General features: G+C 58.6%; 12 protein-coding genes. 6 read left to right on the plus strand and 6 right to left on the minus strand.

The genetic code is table 11. From position 1 onward, the window contains the following. Position 1 precedes the first annotated feature (1 nt). Entirely contained in the window at positions 2–286 is a 285-nt protein-coding gene (locus BLQ98_RS05995; protein ID WP_093732432.1) for a DUF6476 family protein, read from the minus strand. On the opposite strand from BLQ98_RS05995, the gene BLQ98_RS06000 reads away from it, so the two are divergent. The 3 genes from BLQ98_RS06000 to BLQ98_RS06010 all read left to right on the plus strand — a co-directional run bounded on the left by BLQ98_RS06000 (position 285) and on the right by BLQ98_RS06010 (position 2,830). Beyond that, positions 285–1,319, plus strand: a complete 1,035-nt coding sequence (locus tag BLQ98_RS06000; protein ID WP_093732433.1) for an RluA family pseudouridine synthase — start codon at positions 285–287, stop codon at positions 1,317–1,319. The genes BLQ98_RS05995 and BLQ98_RS06000 overlap by 2 nt on opposite strands. A 166-nt stretch (positions 1,320–1,485) precedes the next feature. Then, entirely contained in the window at positions 1,486–2,382 is an 897-nt protein-coding gene (gene rpoH / locus BLQ98_RS06005; RefSeq protein ID WP_093732434.1) for an RNA polymerase sigma factor RpoH, read from the plus strand. 178 nt (positions 2,383–2,560) lie between these two features. Further along, entirely contained in the window at positions 2,561–2,830 is a 270-nt protein-coding gene (locus BLQ98_RS06010) for a DksA/TraR family C4-type zinc finger protein (RefSeq protein ID WP_093732435.1), read from the plus strand. Between the two features lie 103 nt (positions 2,831–2,933). Here the strand turns inward: BLQ98_RS06010 and BLQ98_RS06015 are convergent, their stop codons facing one another. From BLQ98_RS06015 to BLQ98_RS06035, 5 genes are all read right to left on the minus strand, one after another. Continuing rightward, positions 2,934–4,754: a M3 family oligoendopeptidase gene (locus tag BLQ98_RS06015; RefSeq protein WP_093732436.1), complete on the minus strand. Its 1,821-nt coding sequence runs from the start codon at positions 4,752–4,754 to the stop codon at positions 2,934–2,936. A 72-nt stretch (positions 4,755–4,826) separates the two neighbouring features. Then, positions 4,827–6,425 (minus strand): ATP-dependent DNA ligase, encoded by a 1,599-nt coding sequence (locus BLQ98_RS06020; protein WP_093732437.1) that lies wholly within the window; start codon positions 6,423–6,425, stop codon positions 4,827–4,829. Continuing rightward, entirely contained in the window at positions 6,422–7,441 is a 1,020-nt protein-coding gene (locus BLQ98_RS06025; RefSeq protein WP_093732438.1) for a ligase-associated DNA damage response exonuclease, read from the minus strand. The genes BLQ98_RS06020 and BLQ98_RS06025 overlap by 4 nt, the downstream gene beginning before the upstream one ends. A gap of 114 nt (positions 7,442–7,555) precedes the next feature. Beyond that, complete coding sequence (locus BLQ98_RS06030; protein WP_093732439.1) at positions 7,556–8,500, minus strand: alpha/beta fold hydrolase; 945 nt, start codon at positions 8,498–8,500, stop codon at positions 7,556–7,558. Position 8,501: 1 nt separating this feature from the next. After that, on the minus strand, positions 8,502–8,792 hold the full coding sequence (locus BLQ98_RS06035; RefSeq protein WP_093732440.1) for an SCP2 sterol-binding domain-containing protein: 291 nt from the start codon (positions 8,790–8,792) through the stop codon (positions 8,502–8,504). A 75-nt stretch (positions 8,793–8,867) separates the two neighbouring features. On the opposite strand from BLQ98_RS06035, the gene BLQ98_RS06040 reads away from it, so the two are divergent. Genes BLQ98_RS06040 through BLQ98_RS06050 form a run of 3 tightly spaced genes read left to right on the plus strand, consistent with a single transcriptional unit; the run spans position 8,868 to position 12,767 of the window. Beyond that, positions 8,868–9,434: a tetratricopeptide repeat protein gene (locus BLQ98_RS06040; protein ID WP_093732529.1), complete on the plus strand. Its 567-nt coding sequence runs from the start codon at positions 8,868–8,870 to the stop codon at positions 9,432–9,434. 18 nt (positions 9,435–9,452) lie between these two features. After that, positions 9,453–12,380: a helicase-related protein gene (locus tag BLQ98_RS06045; RefSeq protein WP_167354513.1), complete on the plus strand. Its 2,928-nt coding sequence runs from the start codon at positions 9,453–9,455 to the stop codon at positions 12,378–12,380. After that, complete coding sequence (locus tag BLQ98_RS06050; protein WP_093732441.1) at positions 12,381–12,767, plus strand: RNA-binding S4 domain-containing protein; 387 nt, start codon at positions 12,381–12,383, stop codon at positions 12,765–12,767. Positions 12,768–12,790 lie beyond the last annotated feature (23 nt).

Genomic DNA, 12,790 nt, shown 5'->3' on the forward strand with positions numbered 1-12,790 from the left:
ACTATTTAATCGCTACACTTTGACGCAGTTCGCCAGTCATTCTGTCGAAGATCAGAATCACATCGTCTTTCGTCACGACAGCATACCAGTCGGGGCCTTGGGTGAACGTCACTGCTTTTGCGCCATCGGGCAGAGTAACAGACGTCGGTAAATCAGGGCTCTTGTTCGAGAAGCGGATGACAAGTAGCCCGATCACGACTAGAAGGCCGAAAATCATTGTGGCGGTCAGCACCGTCACCAGCCGCCGCAGGAATTTGATGTTCGGGGGCTCGGAAGGATCAGTCATGTCGCACCGTCAAATTAAGTTTACCATCACGGACAACCCGCCACCCCGCCTTGATAAGGCGCTTGCGCGGGATGTGCCAGAGGATGCGAACCTGTCGCGCACTCGGCTTGGGCGTTTGCTTGAGCAAGGGGCCGTGCGGGTGGATGGGCAGGTCGTGACCGACCCGCGCAGCCGCGCCGACGAAGGCCAAGAAATTACCGTGGATGTGGAAGAGGCCGAAGACAGCCATATCCTTGCCGAAGAAATCCCGTTGGACGTGGTTTTTGAAGATGCAGATCTGATTGTGATCAACAAGCCCGCTGGCATGGTCGTGCACCCCGCTCCGGGCAGCCCCTCCGGCACACTGGTAAATGCGCTGCTGGCCCATTGCGGTGATGAACTTTCTGGGGTGGGCGGCATGAAGCGCCCCGGCATTGTGCACCGGATCGACAAGGATACCTCTGGCCTGTTGGTGGTCGCCAAATCCGACGCAGCGCACCACGGCCTGGCCAAACAGTTCGAAAAACACACAGTGGAGCGCTATTATCAAGCGTTGGTCTACGGTGTGCCAGACGCTAATGATCCGCGTTTGCGGGGGGTGAAGGGAGCCAATTTTGAGCCCGGCAATATCCTTAAACTCACGACGCAATTAGCCCGCCACCGCACCGACCGACAACGGCAGGCGGTGTTTTTCCAAGGGGGGCGTCACGCAGTTACCCGTGCACGCACTGTGGCGCGCCTTGGATCGCCCGAGGTGTTGGCGCTAATGGAGTGTTGGCTAGAGACGGGGCGCACGCACCAAATCCGGGTTCATATGGCCCATGCTGGTCATGCGCTGGTCGGTGATCCGACCTATGGCGGTAAACGCAAGCTCGCCAAAGGCGCGGTTTCTGACGCTGCAGCCGACGCCATCCGCAGCTTTCCGCGACAAGCGCTGCACGCGGCGGTTCTGGGGTTCGATCACCCTTTGACAGGGGACTACGTTCGGTTCGAAGCCCCGCTGCCGGCTGACCTGACCAACCTGCTAGAGGCCGTGGGCTACAGCACAAGCTGATGCACAGTTGTGTGAACGACCTGTAGCATAACGGTAATTTAAGGTTTTTTGGGCCCAATACGCCCTTTCACGCGTTAGGCTGTACACTTGAAACAGAGCGGGGCGCTCTCCATATCTATGCTAATCCAAATAACATGGGCCCCGGAAATTGGGGAAAGGGACAAAGATGGCTAATTATGCAAATCTGCCAGCACCAACACCGGAAGGCGGATTAAACCGCTACATGCAGGAAATCCGCAAGTTTCCCCTGTTGGAACCAGAAGAAGAGTACATGCTCGCCAAACGCTGGGTGGAAGAGCAAGATACCAAAGCAGCACACCGTATGGTCACCTCCCACCTACGGCTCGCGGCGAAAATTGCCATGGGGTATCGTGGCTACGGCCTGCCTCAGGCCGAGGTGATTTCAGAAGCGAATGTCGGCTTGATGCAGGCTGTTAAACGGTTCGACCCTGAAAAGGGCTTCCGCCTCGCGACATATGCGATGTGGTGGATTCGTGCGTCTATTCAGGAATATATCCTGCGCTCGTGGTCTTTGGTCAAATTGGGTACCACATCGGGTCAAAAGAAATTGTTCTTTAACCTGCGTAAGGCCAAGAATCGCATCGGCGCGTTAGAAGAGGGGGATTTGCACCCCGATAATGTCACCCGCATTGCCACCGACCTTGGCGTAACCGAGACCGAAGTGATCTCTATGAACCGACGTATGTCGGGCGGTGATGCGTCGTTGAATGCCACGGTCGGCTCTGAGGGCGAGGGGACGATGCAGTGGCAGGACTGGTTGGAGGATGAAGATGCTGACCAGGCCACCGATTACGAAGAACGTGACGAGCTGGAAACCCGCCGTGAAATGCTGGCCGAGGCGCTGGATGTCTTGAATGACCGCGAAAAGGACATCCTGACCCAACGGCGTCTGTCCGACAAGACGGTCACGCTGGAAGATCTGAGCAGCCAGTATGACGTCAGCCGCGAGCGTATCCGCCAGATCGAGGTGCGCGCATTTGAAAAGTTGCAAAAACGTATGCGTGACCTTGCCCGCGAAAAAGGTCTCATGGCGACAGCTTGATCCGGAATATACGTGTTTTATCAATCCCCGCAGAGCGTTCGCTTTGCGGGGATTTTTTTGGTCAGTCATGGCCGTTCCCTTCCGTGCCAAAAGCCTGCAAACCGAGGCATTCGCTATCGGGGGTTGCACCGTTTCCCCGCTGACCTACCTATAAGAGGTAATCTAGAAGGGGATGATCATGGCCGGAGGTTGGGCAAAGGATGGTGCTGTCAGCGAACAGATCGAAGCGTCGATCAATGACGAGCTGGCCCGCCTGAAATCGCGAAAGTCACACCAAGGCGAAAGCCGTACCCATTGTGCAGAATGCGAAGAACCAATCCCCGAGGCGCGCCGCCAAGCGCTACCGGGCGTCAAGCTTTGCATTGATTGTGTGCGCGAACGCGACGGAATTGTGCAAGCACGTGGCGGTATCAACAGGCGCGGCAGCAAAGACAGCCAACTGAAATAGCCAAACGCAAAACGGGGCGCTGCAGATGCAGCGCCCCGTTTCTAATTCCAAATGGTCTTAAATCCTCGCCGAAGGCACTAAACTTTTGTGCCTACCGGCAAGATCAGTCCTCCATCGCTTCCAATTCATCGATAAAGCCCGAAATCATCGACAGGCCCTTATCCCAGAACGCGGGGTCAGAGGCGTCCAGCCCGAAGGGGGCCAGAAGCTCCTTGTGATGCTTCGACCCACCGGCTTTCAGCATGTCGAAATACTTGTCCTCGAACCCGGGCTCGCCTTCCTCGTACACAGCATAAAGTGCGTTCACCAAGCCGTCGCCAAAGGCGTAGGCGTAGACGTAGAAGGGCGAGTGCACGAAGTGGGGGATGTATGCCCAGAAGGTCTCATAGCCGTCCATATACTCGAACACCGGCCCAAGGCTTTCGGCCTGTACCGACATCCACAGGGCATTAATGTCATCTGGCGTCAGCTCTCCGCCACGACGGGCATCGTGCAGTTTGCATTCGAAGTCATAGAACGCAATCTGGCGCACGACCGTGTTGATCATGTCCTCGACTTTGCCGGCCAGTAGAACTTTGCGTTCGGCCTTGGTCTTGGCACCGTCCAGCATCTTGCGGAAGGTCAGCATTTCGCCGAACACCGACGCGGTTTCGGCCAAGGTCAGCGGCGTGGAGGATAGCATTTCACCCTGACCGGCGGCCAACACTTGGTGAACCCCGTGACCCAGTTCGTGTGCCAGTGTCATCACATCGCGCGGTTTGCCCAGATAGTTTAGCATCACATAAGGGTGCACGTCGGTCACGGTGGGGTGCGCAAAAGCACCAGGCGCCTTACCCGGTTTTACGCCCGCGTCGATCCAACCATCAGAGAAGAAGGGGGCCGCGATTTCGCCCATACGGGGATCAAAAGCGTTATAGGCATCCATGACCGTCTTTTCAGCCTGCTCCCAGCTGACGGTTTTAGGGTCGTCCATCGGCAGCGGCGCGTTGCGGTCCCAGACCTGCATGGTGTCAAGCCCAAGCCACTTGCGCTTTAGCTCGTAGTAACGGTGGCTCAGCTTGGGGTAGGCGTCGACGACGGCATTGCGCAGCGCTTCGACCACCTCGGGTTCGACGTGGTTCGACAAGTGGCGACCGGTTTGCGGTGTGGGCATGCCACGCCAGCGGTCGATGACCTCTTTCTCTTTGGCTTGCGTGTTATGCACGCGGGCAAAGGTGCGGATATTGGCCTGAAACACATCCGCCAGTTCGCGCGCCGCCGCTTCGCGCAGGTCACGCGATGGGTCGGTCAGCAGGTTCAGCACGCCTTCGATGTTCAGCGGCTCGTCGTTCACCTCGAACTCAAGCCCCGCGATGGTTTCGTCAAACAGGCGTTCCCATGCGTCGCCGACGACGCCCAGATCATGCAGGAATTTCTCCATCTCGTCGGAAAGCTGGTAATCTTTCATGGCGCGGATACGGTCAAACACGGGTTTATAGCGCGCCAGATCGGCCTTTTGGCTCAGCAGATTGGCAAGGTGATCATCCTCCAGCCGGTTCAGTTCCAGCGTGAAGAACACCAGCGGCGTGGTGAAGTTGGTGATCTTTTCCTGCGCGTCCGACATGAACTTGGCACGGCTGGAATCTGTGGTCATCTGGTAGTAGCGCAGGCCCGCGTAGGACATGATACGCCCGGCGATCTGGTTGATTTTCTCGTTGCGCAGCACGCAATCCAGCAGCTCGTTCGCATCCAGATCCGCCAGCTTGCCTTCGTAATCTTCGGCAAAGCTGCGGCAGGCTTCTTCCAGCCAGTCCAGATCACGCTTGAGCTCGGGGGCGTCTTCACTGGTGTAAAGATCGTCAAGATTCCATTCGGGCAGCTTGCCGAAGGCAGAGGCGCCGGAACCGGCGTTGGCATCAAGGACGGGGACAGGCAGTTGAAACATGAGAAACCTCTTTTTGACGTTAATTCTACCTAAGCACGGGTCCACGGCAAAGCAAGGCGATGGCAGGGTGGATCAACCGTAAATCCGCAGCATTTCTTCAAGATCGGCCAAGGTATTGGCTTCCTGAAGCGGCTTGTCCTTCCGCCAGCGCAGCATCCGTGGAAAGCGCAGGGCGACGCCGGATTTATGCCGTGTGCTGCGCTGAATGCCTTCGAAGGCGATCTCGAACACATGATGCGGGGTCACCTTGCGCACGGGACCAAACCGTTCGAGCGTATTCTTACGCACCCAAGCCGTGATCTTGCGAAACTCGGCATCCGTCAGGCCGCTATAGGCTTTGGTAAAGGGCACCAGATCATTGCCGTTCCAGACCGCAAAGGTGAAGTCTGTGAACAGGTTGGCGCGCCGGCCGGACCCCGACTGGGCATAGATCATCACGGCGTCGATGGTCAGCGGGTCCAGCTTCCACTTCCACCAATCTCCCTTCTTGCGCCCCGCCAGATAGGGGCTATCCGCACGCTTCAGCATGACCCCTTCGGCTTGCGCATCGCGTGCAGTGCCGCGTTGATCGGCCAGCGTGTCCCATGTGGCAAAGCTCAGCTGCGGCGACAGGCGGATCGGTGCGTCGTCGGGCAGGGCGGCACAGGCTTGCTCTAGCAGCGCACGACGGTCGGCAAAGGGGCGTTCTCGGATATCCTCGCCTTGCCATTCCAGCAGATCATAGGCGTGCAGCACGACGGGGGCTTCCGTCAGTAGCTTCTTGGGCACGGTCTTACGCCCGATACGGGCTTGCAGTGCGTTGAAGGATGACGGTGCAGGCTGACCATTGGGCCAGACCAGCAATTCGCCATCCAGAACCGTGCCATCGGGCATGAAATCAACCGCGCGGGCAAGTTCCGGAAAACGGTCAGTCATCAGCTCTTCGCCGCGCGACCACACGAAATATTCGCCGGCGCGCAGGATCAATTGGCCGCGAATACCGTCCCACTTCCATTCTGCGCGCCAGTCTTGCGGGTCACCCAGCTCTTGCGGTTCGGCTTCCAGCCCATAGGCCAGATAGAAGGGATAGGGCCGTGACGCGTCGGCAGAGGCATCTTCGGCTTCGACGAGCGTGTGCCATGTGGTGTCGTCGGGATGCCAGTTCCCTATCAGACGATGCGCCAGCTCGGGTTCGGGTTTGCCCGTGGCACGGACGAGGGCGCGGGTCATCAGCTTTTGGCTGACGCCCACACGAAAACCACCGGTGATGAGCTTGTTAAAAATAAAACGCTCGGTTCCGCCCAGTGTTGTCCATGCGTCCAGCACAAAGGCTTTGCGGGCCTCTTCATCCTGCGTGTAAATTTCGCGCAGGGCCGTGATCCAGGTAGACAGCGATTGGTCATCTTGCGTCGGGTTGGGGGGCAGCACCAGCGTGATCGTCTCGGCCAGATCGCCAACGATGCTATAGCTTTCCTCGAACAACCACAGTGGAATCCCCGCACGCTCAGCGGCCCATTCGCGCAGCTTGGTTGTGGTGACGGCGCGTTTGGGTCGGCGGCCGGAAAACAGCGCAATGGTCCATAGGCGATCATCATCCGGCGCGGCGCTAAAGTAATCGGCAAGAGCGGCCACTTTGACCGTCGTCTTGGTGCTTTGGTCGATGGCGTTGAACAGGGCTGCAAAACGTTTCATTCGTTCGCGTCCTTATCAAGGGACTCGCCTTCGAACTGGGTGGGCACCACCTGCGCCTGCCAGCCACTGTCTGCCAGATAGCGGCTAAAGACATCCGTATAACCATGTGTGACGTATATATTTTCTGCCTCGGTCGCCTTGATCGCCGACAACAGTCCATCCCAATCCGCATGGTCCGAAATGATAAAACCACGATCACCCGCACGGCGTCGACGTACACCCCGCACGGCCATCCATCCGCTGGCAAAGGCGGTTTCCTGCGGGCCGAATTTTTTCGACCACGCGCTGCCCAAAGCGCCGGGTGGGGCCAGCACAATCGCACCGGCGTGGTCCTTGGGGTTCAGGTCGGCATCGGCGAGGATCGTGTCGGGTAGGGTGATCCCTTGATCGCGTAGCACGCGGTTGGTGTTTTCAGTCGCGGTGTGGGTGAGGATAGGGCCTACGTCGGGGTCGAGCATCGATAGCAAACGTTGCGCTTTGCCCAAGGCGTAGGCCCCCAGAAACGCCGTCTTGCCCTGCGCCGCGCATCCCGCCCACCAGGCGTTGATCTCTGCCGCAACGGTAGATTGATCGGCCCAGCGAAACACCGGCAGGCCGAAGGTGCTTTCCGTAATGAAGTGATGACATTTCACCGGCTCGAATGGGTCGGACAGCCCGTCATCCACCACCTTGTAATCGCCCGAGGCGACCCAGACCTCGCCGTCTACTTCGACGCGGATTTGGGCCGAACCGGGGACGTGGCCAGCGGGATGAAACGACACCTGCGCACCGCCGATCTGCCGCACCTCGCCGTATGAGATGCCGTCGGCAGTGATGTCACCTAAGCGGTGTCGCATGACGGGCAGGGCGATGTCGGTGGCAAGATAACGGTTCATGCCCCAGCGGGCATGATCTGAATGTCCGTGGGTAATTAACGCACGGTCCACTGGGCGCCACGGGTCGATATAGAAATCACCCGCGGGGCAGTAGATGCCGTTTTCATTGAACGTGAGGACAGGTTGCTTGGCCATGCGCATAAGCTAGCGGGTCGGAGGCGTTTGAACAGGGTGGGTGAGTAAATCCTTGCGGATGCATGGTTTTTCTTCGTAATAACAGTAGGTTACGGGCAATAGTTCAACCCGATCTCTCGGCTACTTTTTGGCGTTTCCAAAGAACAGAGCCGCCATTTCCTCCACCGCGTTGTCGCGGATAGCTGGGGTTTCCATCAAGACTTCGTGCTCTGCGCCGTCGATGATATGCAGCTTGCCGCCTTTCCAAGTTTCCATCCGCGCATGGATACGATCCTTGTGGACGATCCGCTCGTTCGATCCGAGAAACGTGGCGCAAGGCAGGCTAGGGGCAGCACGCAGTGACAGATGTTTGGTTTCAGTCAAAGCTTCGCGCAGCCAGATAAAGCTTGGCCCGCCCAGCGATAGGTCGGGGTGCGCGTTGATCTGAGTGCGCATCATTTCGTACATCTCGGGGTCGGTCGTCAGCATGTTGCCTTCGAACGGCGCAGTCGAGACGTAGGACGCCGCCTGCGTCCCCATCGGCAAACGATACCCCTGACCAATACGCGGCATCAGCTGGCTTAGCCCCGCAGCCACCAGACGCATATGCGGCGCGATATGGATGCCCCACATCGGCGCGGTAAAGGCGGCGGCCTGCACCGACAGACCTTCCATACAGGCGCGCAGGCCGATGGCCCCCCCCATGGAGTGGGCCAGCAGGAAATACGGGCGCGGCAGCTGCAGGGCGCGGGCCGTCCGCATCATCGCTGCCACATCTTTTTGATAGTCAGAGAACACATCGACATGGCCGATGTTGCGGTCGGAGATCAGCCGATCCGACAGACCTTGCCCTCGCCAATCAATCGCGATGACCGCCAGCCCTTTTTTGGCCAGAGCGCTTGCGGTCATCGCATATTTTTCCACGTATTCGGTGCGGCCGGGGAAAAGCAGCACTGTGCCTTTTGCCCCATCCAGCGGCCAATGCGCGACGCGCAGCTTCTTACCGTCCGATGTCTCGGCCCAATGCGCCTGACCCGTCTCGGGGAGGGGCGCGATGTCGGTGAAAAAGGGCGCGGTTTCCAACATATCAGGAGAGAACAGCCGCCAGCTTCATCGCCATACCCATGTCGCCATCAATCTTGAGCTTGCCGCTCATGAAGGCACCGGTCGGGTTCGTGTCGCCGGACAGGATTGCCTCGAAAGTTTCAGCGTCTGCAGAGAGAGTTACGTCTGCTTCTTCATCCCCTGCGCGGGCACCGGTTGAATCCATCATCACAGCGCCTTCGCCTTCGATGTCGAACTTGGCAGTCCCGTCAAAGTCAGCGCCTGCCAATTTTTCATTCAGTACTGTTACAGCTTGGTTCACGATATCGCTCATCATAGGCCCTTTTCTTGGCAAATGGTGCCGACACGTCTGGAATTGTGGCGGCAGCCTGTTACATTCACTGTTGTTATGGGCAACTGCATCGTCAACCTCAAACATACCGTCGCGGCACTTGGTCTCTGGGTGTTGCTCGGGGGTATAAGTTTCGCACAAATGTCGCCCCCGATCGCGGCGGATTTGTTGCAGGATTTGCGCAATGCCCCCGCGGCAGAGGCGGCGCGAATCGAACGTGATGTGCAGCGCGCTTGGGCGCGGTCCGGGTCGGCGGCGATGGATCTGCTGTATTCCCGTGGTCGCGATGCCATGTCAGAGGGGGACACCACCTTGGCGATCGCCCATCTGACGGCTCTGACGGATCACGCCCCTGACTTTGCCGAAGGCTATCATGCCCGGGCACAGGCTTATTTCGCCGCGGGTCTCTATGGCCCTGCAATCGATGATCTGGAAACCACGCTTGCCTTGAATCCGCAGCAGTATAACGCCATTTTCGGTCTGGGAGCGATCCTGCAGGAGTTTGGCGACCTACGTGCGGCTGCCGATCTCTATCGCCGAGTGTTAAGCATTAACCCTCACCATGATAACGCGCAAAGGGCGCTGGACGGGCTGCGGCGCGACGGCATTGGGCGCACGCTTTAACGATCTAAGGAATTTCTGGTGGCAGGTGACAGCAGGGTCGTGGCCGTTTTAGGCCCGACCAATACAGGCAAGACGACCTATGCAATCGAACGGATGTTGGCGCATCGCACAGGGATCATCGGACTTCCCCTGCGGTTGTTGGCGCGCGAAGTCTATGATCGCATCGTCGCCCTTAGGGGGCCATCCGTCGTGGCGCTGGTCACGGGGGAAGAACGGATCGTGCCGCCGCGCACCCAATATTGGGTCTGCACGGTCGAGGCGATGCCCGAAGGCATAGGCGCTGATCTGGTTGCGGTCGATGAAATCCAGCTGTGTGCCGATCCTGAGCGGGGGCATGTTTTTACCGACCGGCTTTTGCGTGCACGAGGACTGCACGAGACGTTGTTTATGGGGTCCGATACAATGCGCGGGTCCATCGCGGCGCTGGTACCAGAGGCGGAATTCATTCGGCGCGAGAGAATGTCGGAATTAATTTATTCTGGTCAGAAAAAGATAAGTCGAATGCGGCCACGCAGTGCGATTGTCGGGTTTTCGGTTGAGAATGTATATGCCATTGCAGAGCTGATCCGTCGTCAAAAGGGCGGTGCGGCGGTGGTGATGGGGGCGCTCAGCCCCCGCACGCGCAATGCTCAGGTGGCAATGTACCAAAATGGCGAAGTCGACTATCTGGTGGCCACAGATGCCATCGGGATGGGGCTAAACCTTGATGTGGACCATGTCGCTTTTTCCGCGTTGAGCAAGTTTGACGGGCGGCGTATGCGACCGTTGGCCCCCAACGAGCTTGCGCAGATCGCAGGGCGGGCAGGGCGAGGGTTCAAAAGCGGGACCTTCGGTGTGACCGGTGATGCGCCCCCATTTGACGATGGTGTAGCGCGGGCGATCATGGACCACAGCTTTACGCCGCAGAAAAAGCTGAACTGGCGAAACCCGGCGCTGCAATTTGGATCGATCGACCGCTTGATCCAGACGCTTGAGGTGTCGCCTGACAATGAACGGCTGTTCAGAGCGCGCGAGGCTGACGACCTGCGTGCGCTGAAGAACATGGCCGTTGATGCCGAAATCGCGGCGCGCTGCACTGACGGCCCTTCGGTCCGATTGCTGTGGGATGTTTGCCGGATTCCCGATTTTCGTGGTATAGGCCATGCCGAGCATGCCAACCTGCTTGAGCAGATTTTCAACTACTTGCATCAGCGTGACACCATCCCCGACGATTGGCTTGCGCGACAAATTAAGCGCATTGATCGAACCGATGGCGACATTGATGCGTTATCCAAACGATTGGCGTTTATTCGAACGTGGACCTACGTAACACAGCGCAAAGGTTGGACAGGTGACGAAAGTCATTGGCGACACGAAGCACGTGTCGTAGAAGACAGACTGTCGGACGCGCTGCACGAGCGTCTGACCCAAAGATTTGTAGATCGGCGCACATCCGTGCTTTTGCGCCGGCTAGGACAGAAGGAAGCCATGGTGGCCGAAGTAAACGAGACCGGTGAAGTAACCGTTGAAGGCGAATTTGTTGGCAAGCTGGACGGGTTCCGCTTTCGCCAAGACAAAGGCGCAGGCGTTGCCGAGGATAAAACGATCAAAACTGCATCGTTGCAGGCGCTGGCTCCTCAGTTCCATTTGCGGGCGGATCGCTTCTATAACGCCCCCGACACAGAGATCGATTTCACAGAGCAGGGCGGCCTTATGTGGGGCAGTTCCGCTGTGGGCAAGCTGGTCTCGGGCTCTGATCCGCTAAAACCCGGTGTCGAGGTATTCGTTGACGACGTCGCGGGCCCCGAGGTCGCGCAAAAAGTGCAGCGCCGTTTGCAGCACTTCATTGACCGCAAAGTTGCAGCGTTGTTCGAGCCGCTGATCGCCATCTCTAAGGACGAGGCGCTGACCGGTCTGGCGCGGGGCTTTGCCTTCCGTATGGTCGAAAACTTTGGCATTCTGCCGCGCGCTGATGTGGCTGACGAGGTTAAGGCGCTGGACCAGGATGCACGGGGTGCTTTGCGCAAACACGGTCTGCGTTTCGGGCAGTTCACCATCTTTATGCCCTTGCTGCTCAAGCCTGCTCCGACGCGGCTACGTCTGGTGCTTTGGTCAATCACTAAAGGATTGAACGAATTTCCGGAATCGCCTCCTCCCGGTCTGGTAACGATCCCTGTGGATACCAGTGCGCCCGAAGGGGCTGCGACAATGGCAGGGTACCGCAACGCTGGTGAACGCGCGATCCGCATTGATATGCTGGAACGTCTTGCTGACATGTTGCGGTCGGAAGATTCGCGCGGCGGGTTTGAGGCCAAGGCCGATATGCTGTCGATCACCGGCATGACGCTCGAACAGTTCGCCACGTTGATGGAAGGGCTTGGATACAAGGCCGAGAAATCCGAACGAACAAAGGTCAAGGCTGTCGATACGGTCGTGCCGCATGACGGCGCACCAATGGCCGCTGACAAAGGTGCCGATGCAGATACGCCGGTGATGGATGTGGCTGCCGAGCAGCCCGCCGGTGGGATCATCGAAGACCCTGCCGCGGCGCAAGCGGATGATATCGTACCCGCGACTGCGGACATGCCCGATGACGGCATTGCCCCTTTGGTCGAAGAGCTGGCCGAGACGCCCGAAGTCGACGATCACATCCCCGATGTGCCTGCCGAAGAGACACCACAAGGCACTGCGCCTGATGCAGAGATCGCCGGTGCCGAGCTCGAGGCATTCTATGTCTTCACATGGGGCCGTGCCCCGCGTGCGAATGCGCAGGGGCAGCGTCGCGGTGGCGGTGATCGTCCGCAGGGCAAAGGGAAACCCGGACCCCGTGGCAAAAAGGGTGCGCCGCGCGGTGACAAGGGCGGGAAGCCGCAAAAGTTCAGCAGCAAGCCCGCACGCGCCGAAAAGCCGATTGATCCTGACAACCCATTCGCCGCTGCGCTGATGGGACTGAAAGACAACAAGTAATTGTCGCAGGCGGCGACAAAGCTGCGGCTTGATAAATGGCTGTGGCATGCGCGGTTCTATAAAACGCGCTCTCTGGCGGCCTCTCGCGTTCAAGCGGGGGCCGTCAGGGTCAACGGCAGCATTGCGCAGAAACGCGCAACGCTGATCGTCGTCGGAGACGTGCTGACCTTTCCCATGGGCGACGACGTGCGGGTCATCCAGATCGACGCGATCGGTATTCGCCGCGGTCCAGCCCCCGAGGCGCAGACGCTTTACACAGATCTGTCCCCGCCGGTTCCCCGATCCGAGAAAAAACAACCTGAAAATCCAGCATTCGAGGGAAAAGGGCGCCCTAGTAAGCGCGATCGCCGTGTGCTTGATCTTTCTCGGGCGCGCCACCTTGAATGATACGCTATGCTGACGTATCTCGT

Origin of the sequence: Sulfitobacter litoralis (genome assembly GCF_900103185.1) — a bacterium.
GTDB lineage: Bacteria > Pseudomonadota > Alphaproteobacteria > Rhodobacterales > Rhodobacteraceae > Sulfitobacter > Sulfitobacter litoralis.